The sequence below is a fragment of the Bradyrhizobium sp. genome (genome assembly GCF_049519115.1).
In the GTDB taxonomy this organism is placed as follows: Bacteria; Pseudomonadota; Alphaproteobacteria; order Rhizobiales; family Xanthobacteraceae; genus Bradyrhizobium.
This window is the reverse complement of the sequence record NZ_JBEKRB010000060.1, coordinates 1-17282: the sequence shown is the minus strand read 5'-3', so window position 1 is coordinate 17282 and position 17282 is coordinate 1. Positions and strand designations below refer to the sequence as shown.

Annotated in this window: 14 protein-coding genes and 1 pseudogene; 8 read left to right on the top strand and 7 right to left on the bottom strand. The window is 62.5% G+C overall.

Going from position 1 to position 17282, the window contains the following annotated elements:
• Positions 1-73 precede the first annotated feature (73 nt).
• Complete coding sequence (locus ABSE61_RS30515) at positions 74-565, bottom strand: MarR family winged helix-turn-helix transcriptional regulator (protein ID WP_423874887.1); 492 nt, start codon at positions 563-565, stop codon at positions 74-76.
• 123 nt (positions 566-688) lie between these two features.
• Here ABSE61_RS30515 and gstA point away from each other — a divergent pair, with 123 nt between their 5' ends.
• Complete coding sequence (gstA, locus tag ABSE61_RS30510) at positions 689-1300, top strand: glutathione transferase GstA (protein WP_423874886.1); 612 nt, start codon at positions 689-691, stop codon at positions 1298-1300.
• A 128-nt stretch (positions 1301-1428) separates the two neighbouring features.
• Here gstA and ABSE61_RS30505 read toward each other — a convergent pair whose 3' ends face one another.
• The 4 genes from ABSE61_RS30505 to ABSE61_RS30490 all read right to left on the bottom strand — a co-directional run bounded on the left by ABSE61_RS30505 (position 1429) and on the right by ABSE61_RS30490 (position 7245).
• Positions 1429-3642, bottom strand: a complete 2214-nt coding sequence (locus ABSE61_RS30505) for a 3-hydroxyacyl-CoA dehydrogenase NAD-binding domain-containing protein (RefSeq protein WP_423874885.1) — start codon at positions 3640-3642, stop codon at positions 1429-1431.
• A gap of 13 nt (positions 3643-3655) precedes the next feature.
• A complete protein-coding gene (locus tag ABSE61_RS30500; RefSeq protein WP_423874884.1) occupies positions 3656-4864 on the bottom strand; it encodes an acetyl-CoA C-acetyltransferase in 1209 nt (402 codons plus the stop codon).
• A gap of 83 nt (positions 4865-4947) precedes the next feature.
• Positions 4948-6738, bottom strand: a complete 1791-nt coding sequence (locus tag ABSE61_RS30495; RefSeq protein ID WP_423874883.1) for an acyl-CoA dehydrogenase C-terminal domain-containing protein — start codon at positions 6736-6738, stop codon at positions 4948-4950.
• A gap of 120 nt (positions 6739-6858) precedes the next feature.
• On the bottom strand, positions 6859-7245 hold the full coding sequence (locus tag ABSE61_RS30490) for a nuclear transport factor 2 family protein (protein WP_423874882.1): 387 nt from the start codon (positions 7243-7245) through the stop codon (positions 6859-6861).
• Positions 7246-7386: 141 nt separating this feature from the next.
• Between ABSE61_RS30490 and ABSE61_RS30485 the strand changes: the two genes are divergently transcribed.
• From ABSE61_RS30485 to ABSE61_RS30465, 5 genes are all read left to right on the top strand, one after another.
• Complete coding sequence (locus tag ABSE61_RS30485; RefSeq protein ID WP_423874881.1) at positions 7387-7983, top strand: PadR family transcriptional regulator; 597 nt, start codon at positions 7387-7389, stop codon at positions 7981-7983.
• Positions 7984-8187: 204 nt separating this feature from the next.
• Positions 8188-11538 (top strand): tetratricopeptide repeat protein, encoded by a 3351-nt coding sequence (locus ABSE61_RS30480; RefSeq protein WP_423874880.1) that lies wholly within the window; start codon positions 8188-8190, stop codon positions 11536-11538.
• A 206-nt stretch (positions 11539-11744) separates the two neighbouring features.
• Entirely contained in the window at positions 11745-12569 is an 825-nt protein-coding gene (locus ABSE61_RS30475; protein ID WP_423874898.1) for a COG3904 family protein, read from the top strand.
• 215 nt (positions 12570-12784) lie between these two features.
• On the top strand, positions 12785-13711 hold the full coding sequence (locus ABSE61_RS30470) for a sulfite exporter TauE/SafE family protein (protein WP_423874879.1): 927 nt from the start codon (positions 12785-12787) through the stop codon (positions 13709-13711).
• The gene (locus ABSE61_RS30465; protein ID WP_423874878.1) at positions 13708-14499 is read left to right on the top strand and encodes a TIGR02186 family protein; all 792 of its coding nucleotides are present in this window, start codon (positions 13708-13710) and stop codon (positions 14497-14499) included. The genes ABSE61_RS30470 and ABSE61_RS30465 overlap by 4 nt, the downstream gene beginning before the upstream one ends.
• A 12-nt stretch (positions 14500-14511) precedes the next feature.
• On the opposite strand, the gene ABSE61_RS30460 is transcribed toward ABSE61_RS30465, so the two are convergent.
• Positions 14512-14808: a DUF1330 domain-containing protein gene (locus ABSE61_RS30460; RefSeq protein WP_423874877.1), complete on the bottom strand. Its 297-nt coding sequence runs from the start codon at positions 14806-14808 to the stop codon at positions 14512-14514.
• A gap of 31 nt (positions 14809-14839) precedes the next feature.
• On the bottom strand, positions 14840-15751 hold the full coding sequence (locus ABSE61_RS30455; RefSeq protein ID WP_423874876.1) for a DMT family transporter: 912 nt from the start codon (positions 15749-15751) through the stop codon (positions 14840-14842).
• A 96-nt stretch (positions 15752-15847) separates the two neighbouring features.
• Between ABSE61_RS30455 and ABSE61_RS30450 the strand changes: the two genes are divergently transcribed.
• Together ABSE61_RS30450 and ABSE61_RS30445 are read left to right on the top strand one after the other, a co-directional pair.
• Positions 15848-16711 (top strand): LysR family transcriptional regulator, encoded by an 864-nt coding sequence (locus tag ABSE61_RS30450; RefSeq protein WP_423874875.1) that lies wholly within the window; start codon positions 15848-15850, stop codon positions 16709-16711.
• A gap of 406 nt (positions 16712-17117) precedes the next feature.
• Positions 17118-17282, top strand: a pseudogene (locus tag ABSE61_RS30445) (IS110 family transposase); the annotation flags it as partial.

The window sequence follows — 17282 nt, the reverse complement described above, 5'->3', positions numbered from 1 at the left end:
GCGGCCAAACGCGCGCGGTGCCGGAGGCTTCCGCGAACCCTGCGGTTCGCGGGGATGAGTGAGATGGATGGTATCATCGGGCGAGCGCGCCGTCTTTTGCGGCGAGTGAGGTTGTCTCCCCGCCTGAGCAGCAGCCGAGCCGGTCCAGAAGACCGCAGAGCTTTATGGCGTCGGCATCCGACAACTTCGAACCGACATGCTTTTCGATGACAGCGGAATAGGCGCTCCACATCTTCTTTTGCAATTCACGCCCGGCTTCGGTGATTTCGACGAACTGGCCGCGCTTGTCCATTTTGCATTCGCGGCGCACCGCCAGCCCCTCGTCGACCAGCCGGTCGATCAGCCGCGACGTGGAATATTGCGGCAACAGCATCTGCTTTTCCAATTCCACCGGTCGAAGCTCACCGGCGGGCGCGCGCGACAATTCAAGCAAGGCGTCATACCAGGCAAGCGGCGGGAATCCGGCTTTCTTCAAATCCTGCTCGACCGCATTCAACACCCGGCTCTGGACCCGCATCAGGCGGATCCAGGCGGCAGTTGCTTCCGTCGATGGTTTGCGTTTCATGGTCGAGGTCCACACTATCCGCGCACTCTACCCCACTTGATGCATATGCATCAATGTTGACCGCTTCATGCAAATGCATTTAGCCATGGTTTGCCGATTTGCCATAACCCAGGGAGAAGCCCCATGAAACTCTATTATGCGCCCGGAGCCTGCTCACTTTCCCCCCACATCGCGCTCCTTGAAGCCGGCCTTCCTTACGACCTCGTTAAGGTCGATCTGCGCGCCAAGAAGCTCGAAAACGGGGACGATTATTTGAAGATCAACCCGAAAGGCCAGGTGCCGGCGCTGATGCTCGACAGCGGCGAACTCGTCACCGAGGGCCCGGTCATCGTGCAGATGATCGCCGACAAGGTGCCGGCCAAGAACCTCGCCCCCGCCCGCGACAGCACCGAGCGTTACAAGCTGCAAGAATGGCTCACCTACATCAACGGCGAACTGCACAAGAACATCGGCCCGCTGTTCAACCCGGCGCTTTCGGACGAAGCCAAGGGGGTCTTCAAGGACCGGGCAATGGGCAAGTTCAAATATCTCGATAGCCAGTTGGCTGGCCGCGACTATCTGATGGGCAAGCAATTCACGGTAGCCGACGGTTATCTGTTCGTGATGCTGAACTGGGCCGAACGGATGAAGTTCGACCTTTCAGGATTGGACAACCTGATGGCCTACAAGGCTCGCGTTGCGGCGCGTCCGAAGGTGGATGAAGCCCTGGTCAAGGAAGGCCTGAAGGCGGCGTGAGGCTGGCCGTGTCTCCCTCCCCCTGAAAGGGGGAGGGTTGGGGTGGGGGGTCAAATCTTGCTCAAGTGGATCCCCTCCCGCTTGGTCTGCGATCAAGCGACCTCCCCTTTTCAAGGGGAGGTCAAGTACTACGCCGCCGCTTGTTTCTTCGGCGGGAAGCGGCCGTAGAAAGTCTCGCCCTTGGCGGCCATCTCGATCAGCAGTTTCGGCGGAGTGAAGCGCGAGCCGTATTTGGCCTCGAGCTTGTGGCACAATTCGACGAACTTCTTGGTGCCCATGAAATCGATGTAAGACAGCGTACCGCCGGTGAACGGCGCAAAGCCGAAGCCGAGAATCGAACCGACATCGGCCTCGCGCGGATCGGTGATGACGTGGTCCTCCACGGTGCGGGCCGCTTCCACCGCCTGCACCACGAGGAAACGCTGCTTCATTTCCTCGACATCGAGTGTGTCCGGATCGAGGTGCTTCGGCTGAAGGCCCCCGAGAGCGGACCACAGGCTCTTCTGGCCCTTGCCCTTCTCCGGATAGTCGTAAAAGCCCTTGCTGTTCTTGCGGCCGAAGCGGCCCTGCTTTTCGACCATTTCGACCAGAAGCTTCTTCTGGGCCTGATCGATCGCGTTCGGGCCGAGGTCGGCTTCGGTGGCCTTCATGATCTTGAGCACGAGATCGAGCGCGACTTCATCCGACAGCGACAACGGCCCGACCGGCATGCCGGCCATCTTGGCGGTGTTCTCGATCATCGCCGGCGGCACGCCCTCCATCAGCATTTCCAGCCCCTCGGCGGTGAAACGCAGCACGCAGCGGTTGGCGAAGAAGCCTCTGCTATCATTGACCACGATCGGGGTCTTGCCGATCTGGCGCACATAGTCGAGCGCGGTGGCGAGCGCGACATCGCCGGTATTCTTGCCGACGATGATTTCCACCAGCATCATCTTCTCGACCGGGGAGAAGAAGTGGATGCCGATGAACTTGCCCTGGTCCTTGAATTCCTCCGCCAGCGAATTGATCGGCAGCGTCGAGGTGTTGGAGGCAAAGATCGCATCACTCTTCAACAGCGGCTGCGCCCTGGCATAGGTTTCGGCCTTGACCTTGCGGTCCTCGAACACCGCCTCGATGACGAGATCGCAATCCTTCAGCGCGTTGTAGTCGGCCGTCGCTGAAATGCGCGACAAGATCGTGTCGCGATCGCTCTCCTTGGCGCGGCCTTTCTTGATCAGGTCGTCGATCACCGATTGTGCATGCGCCTTGCCCTTGTCGGCACTGACCTGGTCGCGGTCGATCAGCACCACGTCGATGCCGCCACGTGCCGAGACATAGCCGACGCTCGCGCCCATGAAGCCGGCGCCGATGATGGCGAGCTTCTTGACCTTGGTCGGTGGAACGTTTGGCGGACGCCGCGCGCCCTTGTTCAATTCCTGCATCGACAGGAACAGCGAGCGGATCATCGCCGCCGCTTCGTTCGAGCGCAGGATCTGCGCGAAGTAGCGCGACTCGACGCGAAGTGCCGCGTCGATCGGCAACTGCAAGCCTTCATAAACGCATTGCATGACGGCGCGCGCCGCCGGGTAATTGTCGAAGGTCTCGCGGCGATAGATAGCATTGCCCGCGGGGAACATCATCATGCCGGCCTTGGAGTAGACCGGCCCGCCCGGCAGCCTGAACGCCTTATCGTCCCAGGGGGCGGCCGCCTTGCCGCCGCCCTTGATCCAGTCCTTGGCCGCCTTGATCAAATCCGACGCCGGCACCAAGGCATCGATCAATTTCAGCGTCTTGGCCTTGTCGAGATTGACGGCTTCGCCCTTGAGCAACAATTGCATCGCGTCTTGCGGCGACACGATGCGCGGCACGCGCTGGGTGCCGCCGGCGCCGGGGAAAAGCCCGACCTTGATTTCAGGCAACCCGAGGCGAGTCTTGGGATTTTGCGCAGCGACACGGTGGTGGCAGGCCAGCGTCAGTTCGAACGCTCCGCCGAGCGCCAGGCCGTTGATCGCGGCGACCCAGGGCTTGCCGGATGTCTCGATCGCGCGAAACAGTAGCGACATCTTGCGGCTCTCGTCGAACAGCATCTGGTTGGCCGCCACTTCGCCCTTGGTCTTGAATAACGCAGTATATCGCCCGTGCATGCCTTCCAGCATCGACAGGTCAGCACCGGCCGAAAATGCCTCCTTGCCGGAGGTGATAACGACGCCCTTTACCGCCGCATCGGCCGAGGTCTGCTTCACGATCTCCTCAAGCTCGGCGATCGTGGTTTCATCCAGCACGTTCATCGAGCGGCCGGGAATATCCCAGGTGACGAGTGCAATGCCGTCAGCGTCGGTCTCGACTTTGAAATTCTTGGCCATTTCCCGTTCCCCCTTACACGCGCTCGATGATCGTGGCGGTACCCATGCCGCCGCCGATGCACAGCGTAACCAGCGCGGTCGACTTGTTGGAGCGCTCGAGTTCGTCGAGCACGGTGCCGAGTATCATCGCCCCCGTTGCGCCCAACGGATGGCCGAGTGCAATCGCCCCGCCATTGACGTTGATCTTGGCGTTGTCGATGTCGAACGCCTGGATATAGCGCAGCACCACGGAAGCGAACGCCTCGTTCAACTCGAACAAGTCGATGTCGGACTTCTTCATGCCGGAGCGTTCGAACAGTTTTTCGGTGACGTCGACCGGGCCGGTCAGCATCATCGCGGGCTCCGAACCGATATTGGCAAAGGCGCGGATCTTGGCGCGGGGCTTCAAACCATATTTACTGCCCGCTTCCTTGCTGCCGAGCAGCACCGCGCCTGCACCGTCGACGATCCCTGACGAATTGCCGGCGTGATGCACGTAATTGACGCGCTCGATCTCGGGGTGCGACTGAATCGCCACGCCATCGAAGCCGCCCATCTGCGCCACCTGTGCAAACGACGGCTGCAACTGCGCCAGCGTCTGCATCGTCGTCGAGGGTCGCATGTGTTCGTCCTTGGCCAGGATCGTGAGCCCGTTGACGTCCTTTACCGGCACCACCGATTTGTCGAAGCGGCCCTCGTCCCAGGACTTTGCCGCGCGTTGCTGGCTTTGCACCGCATAGGCATCGACGTCGTCGCGCGAAAAGCCGTATTTGGTCGCAATCAGATCGGCCGAGATGCCCTGCGGCATGAAATAGGCCGGCACCGCGATCGAGGGATCCATCGGCCAGGCACCGCCGGAAGCGCCGATACCGACCCGGCTCATGGATTCCGCGCCACCACCGATCGTCAGTTCGTTCTGGCCGCTCATGATCTGGGCGGCGGCGAAATTCACCGCATCGAGACCTGAGGCGCAAAAGCGGCTGATCTGCACGCCGGGAACGGATTCGCCCAGACCCGCCTGCAGCGCAGCAAAGCGCGCAATGTCGGAACCGGCCTCACCGATCGGATCAACCACGCCCAGGATCACGTCGTCGACGACCCCTTCGGGCAGATGGTTACGCTCCTTGAGCGCCTTCAACGGCGCGGTGGCGAGCGCGAGCGCTGTCACCTCATGCAATGCACCGTCGGCCTTGCCGCGGCCGCGCGGCGTGCGAACGTGATCGTAGATATACGCCTCAGGCATGAAGCCCTCCCGGGTTGAGGATCATATTCGGTTTGAAAGACAGACGCGGGACCTCAACGGTCCCGCGGTAAAAACTGCTCCGATCAGAAAGCGTCGGCCGCCAATTCCATGATGGTGGCGCTGCCGCTCTGGATGCGCGCCAGATGTGTGGTGGTTGCCGGCAGCACCCGTTCCATGAAGAAGCGGCCCGTCACCAGCTTGGTCGTCAGATAAGCGGTTGCGCCGCTCCCCGCAATCTTGTCGTTGGCGACTTTCGCCATCTTGGCCCACATATAGCCCAGCGTCACCAGGCCGAACAAATGCATGTAGTCGGTGGCAGCCGCGCCGGCGTTATCCGGCTTCATCATCGCGTTCTGCATCAGCCAGGTGGTGGCCTGCTGAAGATGGCCAAGCGCATTGGACAATGGCGCGACGAACGGCTTCATCGCCTCGTCGCCGCCATGCTCCTTGGCGAAGGCGCCGACTTCGCCGAAGAAAGCCATTACGGCGCGGCCACCGTCACGCGGCAATTTGCGACCGACCAGATCGAGCGCCTGAATACCGTTGGCGCCCTCATAGATCATGGCGATACGCGCATCGCGCACGAACTGCTCCATGCCCTGCTCGGCGATATAGCCGTGACCGCCATACATCTGCTGGGCCTGAACGGCATTGGCAAAGCCGGTCTCGGTGAGAAACCCTTTCATGACCGGCGTCATCAGCCCCATGTGATCGTCCGCCTCCTGGCGATCTTTCGGGTCGCTCGACCTGTGGGCCACGTCGCTCTTGAGTGAGGTCCAGACCACCATCGCACGCGCCGCCTCGTTGAAGGCGCGAATGGTAAGCAGCGTGCGACGCACGTCAGGATGTACGATGATCGGATCGGCCGGTTTGTCCGGTGCTTTCACGCCCGACAGCGCGCGGCCCTGCAGGCGGTCGCGGGCGTAGGCTGCCGCGTTCTGGTAGGCGACTTCCGACTGCGCCAGGCCCTGCACGGCGACGCCAAGCCGTGCCTCGTTCATCATCACGAACATGCCCTGCATGCCCTTGTTTTCCTCGCCGATCAGCCAGCCGGTGGCGGCATCGTAATTCATCACGCAGGTCGAATTGCCGTGAATGCCCATTTTGTGCTCGATCGAGCCGCAGGTGACGCCGTTGCGTTGCCCCAGCGAGCCGTCGGCATTGACCAGGAATTTCGGCACCACGAACAGCGACACGCCCTTGATGCCGGCGGGCGCCCCTTCAATGCGCGCCAGCACCAGATGAATGATGTTTTCGGTGAGGTCGTGCTCGCCGGCGGAAATGAAGATCTTGGTGCCTGATATCTTGTAGCTGCCGTCGCCTTGCTTGACGGCCTTGGTGCGCAACAGACCCAGATCCGTTCCGCATTGCGGCTCGGTGAGGTTCATGGTGCCGGTCCATTCGCCCGCCACCATTTTCGGGACGTACATCGCCTTCTGCTCCGGCGTGCCGTGCACGAGCAGCGCTGCGGTCGCGCCCACGGTGAGACCGCCATACATGGAAAAGGCCATGTTCGCCGAGCACTGGAATTCGGTGACGGTCTGGCTCAGCGTGATCGGCAAGCCCTGCCCGCCATATTCCGTCGGTACCGAGAGTCCGAGCCAGCCGCCTTCGGCGACCTGTTTAAAGGCCGCCTTGAAACCCTTCGGCGTCGTCACGCTGTTGTCGTCGTGGCGGGTACAGCCTTCGAGATCGCCGACACGGTTGAGTGGCTGCAGGACTTCCTCGCTCAGCTTGGCCGCTTCGCCCAGTATGGCCTCGCGCACATCGGCCGACGCGTCGCTGAATCCGGGGAGATTGTCGTAACGGTCGATTTGAAAGACGTCGTTGAGCAGGAAATTAACGTCTTCAAGCGGCGCTTTGTAGATCGGCATGACGTTCTCCCGGCAAGGTCTTGGTGGCGTTCTTGAGGGCAGCTGGAGGCGGACATTAACCGCTTCCTTGAGTCGAGGGCAGCTCCTACCGCAACTGCGCGATGGTCTTGCACCGCGGCATTAGGGCGTTGCCAATTGCGCGCCCATCAACCGATGCAGCAGATTGATGGCTTTCAGCGGGCGAACCATCACCTTGAAATGCGTGATGCGATCCTCTGCGTCAAAACTGATGATGTCGACGCCGTTGATTGTGACGCCCTCGACTTCGCAGGTGAATTCCAGCACAGCGCCGTCATCACTGGTCCATTCGCCAACATAGCGAAAGCCCGGGCCGGCCAACACCTTGGTGGCACCGATCAGGTATTTGGAAGTGATGTCGCGGCCACGCTGCGGCGTGTGCACCACGGGGCTTTCGAACACGACATCGGGATGGAGCAAATTCCAGAGCGCGGCGGGATCTCGGGACTCGAGAAAGCCATGCCATCGTTGAAGGCCGTTCGTTGTCAAAGCAAGCCTCCCGCGATCGACAGCCCGGGCCCGGGTATCGCCGTCGCCCCTATATGCACATTGACGCATATGCATAAATACGCATAAAGTCAACCGCGTTTAAATGGCGGATCATTCGACGACGGGATGGGAGATCGCCCCTTGGCCCTTGCTGACGCCATTCTCGCCTGCCTGACCGAACGCCCCATGACGGGCTATGAGCTCGCCAAGACGTTCGATTCCTCGATCGGCTTTTTCTGGAAAGCCGACCATCAGCAGATTTATCGCGAGCTCTCCAAGCTGCGCGAGCGCGGCCATATTCAGGGGCGCGAGGTCGTCCAGTCCGGCAAACCCAACAAGCTGGTCTATACGCTGACGACCGAGGGCAAAGTCGCGTTCCGCCATTGGGCCGCCCGCCCCTCGACGCCGGCCTCGATCAAGGACGATCTCCTGATCCGGATTTATGCGCTCGATGCGGTCGACATCGAGCCGTTGCGCGCCGATTTGATGGCAAGGCAGGAACATCACCGCGACCGCTATGAGCGCTACGAGCGGATCCTGAAGAAACGCTTTCCGCAGGGAACCGCTTCACCCGCCGACATGGGCAAGCTGCTTGGGCTTCGCATCGGCCTGCGGCACGAGCAAATGGTCGCCGAGTGGTGCGAGGAAGCGATCACGGCACTTTCGGCGATCTCTTGCGCTGCGGTCGTACCGTTCGATGCCGGGACGCGAAAAAAAGAGACCGGTTCCAGCGACTAAGGCGAAGCTGATTGCGATCCTCGGATCGGCTCCGCAAACTTTACGGCCGGCCAGCCTCGTTCCTTAACCCGTTATTTACCGTAACGCGAAAAAGTCGATCTGCAGAGGCAGACGACCCGCGCCAAATTCGATTGTCTCGTCTTGGGGACACGCGGGGAGGCCGGAGGCGCCAGGTGGAGCGCCGGAGCGGAACCGGACGGAAGCATGAATTCGCGTGTATCGTGGAGTACTGAAGGCATTGATCCCGCCGTCCGGGAGCGGGCCGAGGCTGCCGCTCGCCGGGCCGGCGTGTCGTTGAGCGACTGGCTCAACCTGAGCCTGGGCGACGCCACCCCGCCGAATTTTCGCAGTCCTCCCGACCAACGTCCGGCGATGCCCGCCCAGCAGAGCCGGGATGTCGCCGACATCCACCAGCGGCTGGATGCGATCACCCGCCAGATCGAACAGATTTCGCAAGCACGGCCGCGCAACGATGCCCCGCGCGGCGAGCCGCCGGTCGCGCGGCAATTGAATGATGCGATCGCGCGTCTCGATGCGCGGCTCTCGCAGATTTCCAATCCGGCACCCGCGCAACAGCGCCAGGCTCAGGAAAAGCAACGACAGGCCGAGATGGTCGAGCGCGCGGCTACCCAGGTCTATCGTCCCTCGCCTCCGCTCAATCCGGCCTCCTTCGATTCCGCGATCGCGGAAATTTCCGCGCGCCAGAACGAGCTCGACGGCTTTGCCGCCCAACCGGTGCTGCGCAACGCGCCGCCGATTGTGCCGGCATCGGCCTATGCGCCGCCGCCCGCTGCCGCCTACGCCCCGCCGCCGGGCCCTGATTTTTCGTCGCTGGAGCAGCACCTCGTCAAAATCACGAGCCAGATCGAATCGCTGCGGCAGCCCGATCACATCGAACAGTCGATCGCCGCTTTCCGCAGCGAACTCGGCGAAATTCGTCAGGCCATTACCGAGGCGATGCCGCGCCGGGCGATCGAATCGATCGAAAACGAAGTGCGCGCCCTCGCCCGCCGCATCGACGATAACAGACAAAACGGCAGCGACAGCCAGACGCTCGCCGGCATTGAACGCGCGCTCAGCGAAATCCGCGAAGTGCTGCGCTCACTGACCCCGGCCGAACAGCTCGCAGGCTACGACCAGGCAATCCGCAACCTCACCGCCAAACTCGACCAGATCATTCGGGCCAACGACGACCCGTCGACGATCCACCAGCTCGAAGGCGCGATCGCAGCCCTTCGCGCGATCGTCTCCAATGTCGCATCCAACGATGCGCTGGCTCGCCTCAGCGACGACGTGCATGCTCTGTCAGCCAAGGTCGACCAGCTGAGCCGCCCGGATGGCCGTGCCGATTCGCTTGTAGCACTCGAACAGCGCATCGCCGCGCTGATGTCCTCGCTCGAGAGCCGCGAACAACGGCCGCCGGCAAGCGAGAATTCCGAGCAGATCGAGCGCGCCTTGCTGGCCCTGTCCGATCGCCTCGACCGCATGCCGGTCGGCAACGACAGCGCGTCCGCTTTCGCTCATCTGGAGCAGCGCGTATCCTATCTGCTCGAACGGCTGGAAGCTTCCTCCGATCATCGCTCCGGCAATCTCGGGCGGGTCGAGGAGGGCCTTCATGATATTCTGCACCATCTCGAACGGCAGCATGCGAGCTTTGCCGACTTCGCCGCCAATAACCGCGGCGAGCCGGCCGCCCCAGACGACGGATTCGCCGATCTGTTCAAGCGCGAATTGTCCGACATCCGTTTCAGCCAGGCGGAAACCGGTCGTCATACCCAAGACTCGCTGGAAGCCGTCCACAACACGCTCGGCCACGTGGTCGATCGCCTTTCGACGATCGAAGGCGATCTGCGGACGGCTCGCGCCCAGCCGGCAGCGCCGCCCGTGGCGGCGCCGAGTTATGCGGCACCGGCCCCGTCGGCTCCCGAACCTTCTTATTCCGCGCCTGAAGAGCCGCTTGTGCTGCAATATGCAGAACCGGAGGCGATCCCATCGGTGGCGATGCCGCCGCCGATCAAGCCGGAATTGCCGACCCCTGCCGCACAGCAGGAGTATTTTTCCGCCGCTCCGCGCGATTTCCATGCGGCTTCCCAGGCAGAGCCGCCCGCGGTTCCGCCCCGGACCATCAGCGAAATTCTGGAGCCGCATACGGCGCCCCCGCGCCTTGCGATCGACCCGGACCTGCCGCCCGATCATCCGCTCGAACCGGGCACACGGCCGTCGGCCCGTGTTGCCTCGCCGTCGGAGCGCATCGCGGCATCCGAGAGCGCGATCAGCAGCATTCCGGCCGCCGCCGCTTCCAAGGAGCCCGTCAGTACGTCGAGTTTCATTGCCGCCGCGCGCCGTGCCGCTCAGGCCGCCGCCGCCGCGCCGCCGCCCGACAAAGCCGGCCGGACGCCGAAGGCCGCAAAGCCCGCCGACCCAACCAAGCCGGCCTCGAACATTACCTCGAAGATCCGCTCCTTGCTGGTCGGCGCGAGCGTCGTCGTGATCGTGCTCGGCACATTCAGGATGGCGATGACGCTGCTCGATACCGGCACCCCACCGGCGATACCAGGTGCGGAAAGTTCGACCGATGCGCCGTCGCCGGCTTCTCCTGCCGACAACAATGCAAGCCCGGCGATGCCAACCCAGACGACGCCCTCGATGGCGTCACCGACGCCGATCGGACGGCAGTCTTTCAACAACGCCAGGACCAGCGACAGCATCGCCTCGGTTGCCATTCCACAGAACAATGCACCTTCGTTTTCCTCCACGGGCGACGTGACCGGGGCGATCCCGCTCTCACCGAACTCGTCGAGCACGGGCAAACTGGCGATGATCGCGGTTCCGCCGACCGAGCACCTGCCTGAAGCCATCGGCGGTCCGGTTCTGCGCGCCGCCGTGCTCAAGGGCGATCCTACGGCCGCCTTTGAAATCGGTGTACGCTTTGCCGAGGGCAAGGGCGTCGCGGCCAATTACGACGAAGCCGCCAAATGGCTCGATCGCGCGGCGCAGGCTGGCGTCGTACCGGCGATCTTCAGGCTCGGCACCTTCTACGAGAAGGGCCTGAGCGTGAAAAAGGATGTCGATATCGCCCGCCGCTATTACATGCAGGCCGCCGAGCGCGGCAACGCCAAGGCGATGCACAATCTCGCGGTGCTGGATGCGGACGGCGGCGGCAAGGGCGCTAACTACAAGAGCGCGTCGCAATGGTTCCGCAAGGCCGCCGATCGCGGCATCGCCGACAGCCAGTACAACCTCGGCATTCTCTACGCCCGCGGCATCGGCGTTGAGCAGAACCTCGCCGAATCCTTCAAGTGGTTCAGCCTCGCCGCCGCCCAAGGCGATGTCGACGCCGGTCGCAAGCGCGACGACATTGCCAAACGTCTCGACGCGCAGTCACTGGCCGCGGCCAAGCTCGCGATCCAGACCTTCACAGCTGAACCCCAGCCCGACGATGCCGTCAACGTGGCGGCGCCTACGGGCGGCTGGGATTCGGCGCCGGCGACCGCCGGAAATACCAAGCCCGCCATCAAGCCGGTGGCGGCGAAGCGCACGGCATCGGCGCACTGACGCTGGTGGTCCGATTCTAACATTCGCATCCCTTTTCTGCGGGCACTTTTGCGAATGTTAGAATCAAAGGACCACTAGCGAATGCCAAATCCACCCCACTGGCGGTGCCAGTGTGGCACCGCCGACATATCCGCAACCGGCAAGTTCGATTAAACAACACAACGTCCTGATAGCTGACCGCGCCGGTCATGGGCGCCGAAGAGGTTGTGTCGTTGGCAGATCGCGAAGACCCGCGGAGTTCATTCCAGGCCTCGCCGACCGGTCCATGGGTTGCGCCGCCGGGCTCTCCCAACACCAATCCATCTCCGGCACCGCCACGCGCCGCGATCGGCAGAAGACGGCGGCGGCCGATCTGGTCGGTGTTATTTTTTGTCATTCTGATCTTGAGCGTCGGCATCCGCGCCTATCGCGACCTGTCGCGGCCGGAGGCGTGGGTGTACTGGAAGGAAACCTATTTCGCGCCGACCATGACGTCATCCGTCGTCGCGAAGATCGACCTCGACGACCGAGGTCGCGGCCGGGCGGCATTGGCCATCCATGGGACGATCGGCGAGGCCAGCGCAAGCTGGTTGCGCGCGCAGCTTGACGAGGCCCATCTCGCGGCGGGCGACATTGTCCTGCTGTCTTCGCCGGGCGGAAATCTCGGTCAGGCGCTGATCATGGGCGAAATCATCCGCTCACGAGGACTGGCTACCGCCGTCGGCACCGCCGACACTTCCGGCCGGGTTACACGATCTTACTGCGCCAGCGCTTGTGTCCTGGTCTATGCCGGCGGCTCGCCGCGCTATGGCGTTGATGGTTCGGCCCTCGGTGTCCACCGCTTTGTGACCCCCTCGCCGGGCCGCGATCCCGTCGCCGATGCGCAGCGAACGACCGGAACGGTCCTGAGCTACATGACCAAGATGGGCATCTCCTCTTCCGTGATTGAAGCCATGTCTGCAACGCGGGATATCCGCTGGCTCGACCCTGCGGAAGCTTTGCAGATGCACCTCGTCACCGATCCGATCGGAAACGCGCAGGCCACTCGTTAATCGTTATTTTTCACCACGTTGCCAGGTAGGCCGCGGTGCGCAGCAAAAAATCCGCTTGTTGCGGATTCTTTAGTCCCTCCGGCTATCGATTTCGGCTATGCAGGGGTGCGGCTTAGTGAAGTGAATTTGACATTCGCTATTAGGCCCGCACTCCCGATGAAACCAGGCCATGAGCGGTTTCGGCCGGCCTCACGGCTTATTCCGAAACGACGCGCGTGCAGCTTTATCTCCCGATCGCTGACATTCCGGTGAATATTTTTCTGCTGCTGGCCATGGGCGCAGCGGTCGGTTTCGTCTCGGGCATGTTCGGCATCGGCGGCGGCTTCCTGATGACGCCGCTTCTGATATTCATCGGCATCGCGCCCGCAGTCGCGGTTGCCTCCGTCGCCAGCCACATCGCGGCCTCGTCGTTTTCCGGCGCGATTTCCTACTGGCGCCGCCGCGCTATCGATCCTGCTCTGGCGCTGGTGCTGTTAAGTGGCGGCACGGTCGGTACCGCGCTTGGCGTGTGGACCTTCACACTGTTGCGTGCGCTCGGTCAGCTCGACCTGATGATCGCCCTTTCCTATGTCGTACTGCTCACCACCGTGGGCGGGCTGATGTTCTGGGAAGGCCTGCGCTCGATGCTTCGCATTCGGCGCGGCATCGTCGTGCCGCTGCGCCGGTCCGGCAGCCACGGCTGGATCCACGGCCTGCCGCTCAAGCTGCGTTTCAAGCGTTCCAAGATCTACCTGTCCGTCATCCCCGTGATCGCCGTCGGCCTCATCATCGGCTTCATCGGCGCCATCATGGGAATCGGCGGCGGCTTCATTCTGATTCCGATCATGATCTATTTCCTGCGGGTACCGACGTCGACGGTGATCGGAACCTCCATGGTGCTGACGCTGGTGACCATGACGTTCGCGACCTTGCTGCACGCCGTCACCAACCATCTGGTCGACGCCGTGCTGGCGCTGATCCTGATGATCGGCGGCGTGACCGGCGCCCAGTTCGGCGCCCGGGCCGGCCAGAGGATTCGCGGCGAGCATTTGCGGCTGCTGCTTGGGCTTTTGATTCTCGCGGTCGGCATTCGCTTTGCCGTCGAACTCGTCATTCGCCCCGACGATCTCTTCACCATCCGGGAAGCCGGAGGCGCCGCATGAGCGGACGTTTCCGAAACGCAGCCATGGCAGCGATGCTGGCGTTCGGCGCGGCGGTCAGCGCTTCGCCCGCCTGCGCCGAACGGCTGATCGTTTCGGTCTCCAACCACCGCGTGACCGTGACGCCGAACTATTCGGGCGAGGAACTGGTGCTGTTCGGTTCGGTGGAGAAGGACTCAACGACGCCCACCAGCCGCAACAATTACGATCTCGTTGTTACTGTCAGCGGCCCGCGCGCCGACATGGTGACGCGTCGCAAGGAGCGCAAGTTCGGCATCTGGATCAATACCGACTACCGCGAATTCCTTCAGGTGCCGACTTATCTGGCGCTGTTTTCCAACCGACCGTTCGAAGCTATCGCCTCGCCCGAGGTCGAACGGCGGCAACAACTCGGCCTCAACAACGTGCTACTGACCCAGCGGGTCGGAACGGACTACGCCGACGTCGTGCCCAACGACGCGTTCCGCAGCGCCTTTGTCCGGTTGCGCGAGGAGCACGGTCTTTATCGCGAGGAGACCTCGGCGGTGACGTTCCTGACACCGACGCTGTTCCGCACCGGCATTCCGCTGCCGGCCGAAGTGCCGATCGGCACCTACACCGTCGAGATCAAGCTGTTTTCCGACGGCGCCCTGATCACGCGGACCGAAACCGCCTTCGACATCGTCAAGGTAGGCTTCGAGCAGTTCGTTGCGACCACCGCCAGGCAGGACGGGCTGCTCTATGGCGCCTTCACCGCCTTCATGGCGCTGATGACGGGCTGGATGGCCTCGATCGTGTTCCGCAAGGACTGATATCAACCGCCGCTATATACCCTCAAGGACGATTACCATGTCCTTATCGCCCGTGGATTGCTTGCGGAGCGCAAAGAGCGGCCGGTATTCGGCGGAATTGTACCAGGCATCGAGACTGGTCATGTCGGGAAACTCGATGATGACGACCCGCTCCGGTTTCCAATGCGCCGCTTCCGGGAATTTATGACTCCCACCTTTGGTCAGATACCGTCCGCCATATCGCGCAATCATCGGCCCGACCTTCACCCTGTATTCCTCGAACTTTTCGGCATCCGTGATGATATGCTCGGCGATATAGAATGCAGGCATCTTGCCCTCCGTTTTCGGAATTACAGCGATCTCAACCAGCGGCCCTGCCGGAACGCGTCACCAGATAGATGCCGAGCGCGACTGGAATGATGCCGAGCAGGTCGCGGCCCGTGAGATGCTCGCCCAGCACCATCCAGGCGAACAACATGCCGAGCGGCGGCATCAGGAAGTGATAGGCGCTGGCGGCCGTCGCGCCACAAACCCGCAAGAGGTGGAACCAGAGCACATAGGCCAGCACCGAGCCGCCCAGCGTGAGGAACGCGAACGCACCGAGCAACTGAAGGTTCGGCACGATGTCACTCACGTTGGACAATGTGAAAGCGAACGGGATCAACACGATGCCGGCCGTCAGATTCTGCACGCCGTTGCCGATCCATAAGGAGCCCTTCGGCGCCAGCAGCTTGAACAGGATGGTGCCGGCCACAATCGACGCCAGCGACGCGAACGTGAACAGGATGCCGTGCAGACTATCCGTGCCGACCGACAGGCGATGCCAGACGATCAGGCCGACGCCGAGAACGCCGAGCCCAAGGCCTGCGATCTTGCGCCAGGTGAGTTGCTCGTTGAGCACCAACGCAGCAAACACCGCGGTAAAGACGGGATTGGCGCTGACGATCAGGCCGCCGAGGCCGGCCGACACCGTCTTGAGACCGGTATAGCCGAGACCGAGATAGAGCGCGTTATTGGCGACCCCGATCAGCGCGAACACCAGCGTGTCACGCAGCGACAACGACCAGCCCTCGCCGCGCAACGCGTTGACGCCGAGAATCAGAATTCCCGCCAGCGAAAATCGCGCCGCCAGCAGAATGAGCGGCGGGCAGTAGGTGACGCCGATCTTGCCCGCCACGAACGCGAAGCTCCAGAGCAGGCAGAACAGCGCGATATACAGCGGCAGCAAATTGAAGGCGGGGCGGGGAACCGCGACGGAAGGGGCGAGCGACATGGAATTCTCCTCTGCCCATGATCTACGGCGCCCCCTTGTCATTTGGAAATTAAATAATAGACTGCCATCCAGTGGATAATCGAATGGGTCGCGTTGATGCTGGATCTAGAACTCCTGCGCAGTTTTGTGTCGGTGGTGGACGCCGGCGGCTTCACCCGCGCCAGCGAACGCATTCACCGAACCCAATCAACCGTCAGCCAGCAGATCAAACGGCTGGAGGACGATATCGGCCAGCCGCTGCTCAACCGCAGCGGCAAGGACGTGACGCCGACCGAAGCCGGCGAACGGCTGTTGTCCTATGCGCGACGGCTTCTGGCGCTCGAGGAAGAAGCCCGCGACGTGCTGGCGCGGCCGGGCAATGAAGGCGCGGTGCGGTTAGGGGTGCCGGAAGATTTCGCCGCCTATCGGCTGGCCAAGCTGCTGGCGTCATTTTCGCGCTCGCACCCGAGCCTGCGGCTCGATGTCCGCGCCGATCAAAGCATGAATTTGAAGCGCGACCTCGAGCGCGGCGATCTTGACCTTGCGCTGTTCAAACGTTCGGCCGGCGAAAAGGTCGGCATCGCGGTGTGGCCGGAGCGCGTGCACTGGGTCACCAGCAAAAGCCATCCGATCCAGGCGAAAACCGGCTCGGTGCCGCTGATTGGTTATCCGACCGGCTGCATCTATCGCGCCCGTGCGATCCACGCGCTGGAAAGTACCGGCCGCGCCTGGCACATGGCCTATTCGAGTTCCAGCCTTGCCGCCATTCAGGCTGCGATCGCCGCCGGCATGGGCTTGAGCATTCTGTCGGAGATGGCGATCCAGGCCGATCACCGCGTGCTGACGGCCAAGGATGGCTTTTCCCCGATCGAGCGGACTGAAGTCGCGTTGGTGGCCTCGCCCGACGCCAGCCCGGCGACGTTGCGGCTCGCCGGACGCCTCGCCGAATTCTGCGACAACGTGCAGGGGAAAGCGGCTTAGAATTTGAGGCATATCGCTGCGGACACTCCGCAAATACGATGTCGTCCCCGCGAACGCGGGGACCCATAACCACCGATGCATGCCGGGTTCAAAGCTGGAGCTACAGCGGTCGAAATAACGCACAGCGGTGGTTATCGATCCCGGGTCGCGCTTTCGCTTGCCCAGCACGACGTGGACAGATTCAATTTTCAAACAGCAGATACGAGTTCGCGTTCTCACGGCGCGATCTCGCCTGAGTCTTGCACGCGCACGTCCCCCGAAAGAGTGAGGGCGCAGGGAATGCCGGATGCTCGAGCGCACCCGCAGATGGGGTAACGGGCCTCTTGGCCGAGCGGGCGGTCGTCCCTCACATGATGGTGTGACGGAGTCGAGGATTGACCTCGCTCCAAGCATCAAGGAGACGACCATGGAGCATTATGCCGGAATCGATGTGTCATTGGAATGCTCAAGCGTGTGTGTTGTGGACGGGAGCGGCAAGATTGTTCGCGAGACGAAGGTCGAGAGCGAGCCGGCGGCGTTGATCGGGTGGCTTGGTTCCCTAGGCTTTCGGCTTGGGCGGATCGGGTTGGAA

Coding starts and splice junctions, on each gene's coding strand:
- ABSE61_RS30515 (WP_423874887.1), bottom strand. CDS start 565: ATGAAACGCAAACCATCGACGGAAGCAACTGCCGCCTGGATCCGCCTG.
- gstA (WP_423874886.1), top strand. CDS start 689: ATGAAACTCTATTATGCGCCCGGAGCCTGCTCACTTTCCCCCCACATC.
- ABSE61_RS30505 (WP_423874885.1), bottom strand. CDS start 3,642: ATGGCCAAGAATTTCAAAGTCGAGACCGACGCTGACGGCATTGCACTC.
- ABSE61_RS30500 (WP_423874884.1), bottom strand. CDS start 4,864: ATGCCTGAGGCGTATATCTACGATCACGTTCGCACGCCGCGCGGCCGC.
- ABSE61_RS30495 (WP_423874883.1), bottom strand. CDS start 6,738: ATGCCGATCTACAAAGCGCCGCTTGAAGACGTTAATTTCCTGCTCAAC.
- ABSE61_RS30480 (WP_423874880.1), top strand. CDS start 8,188: ATGAATTCGCGTGTATCGTGGAGTACTGAAGGCATTGATCCCGCCGTC.
- ABSE61_RS30465 (WP_423874878.1), top strand. CDS start 13,708: ATGAGCGGACGTTTCCGAAACGCAGCCATGGCAGCGATGCTGGCGTTC.
- ABSE61_RS30460 (WP_423874877.1), bottom strand. CDS start 14,808: ATGCCTGCATTCTATATCGCCGAGCATATCATCACGGATGCCGAAAAG.
- ABSE61_RS30455 (WP_423874876.1), bottom strand. CDS start 15,751: ATGTCGCTCGCCCCTTCCGTCGCGGTTCCCCGCCCCGCCTTCAATTTG.
- ABSE61_RS30450 (WP_423874875.1), top strand. CDS start 15,848: ATGCTGGATCTAGAACTCCTGCGCAGTTTTGTGTCGGTGGTGGACGCC.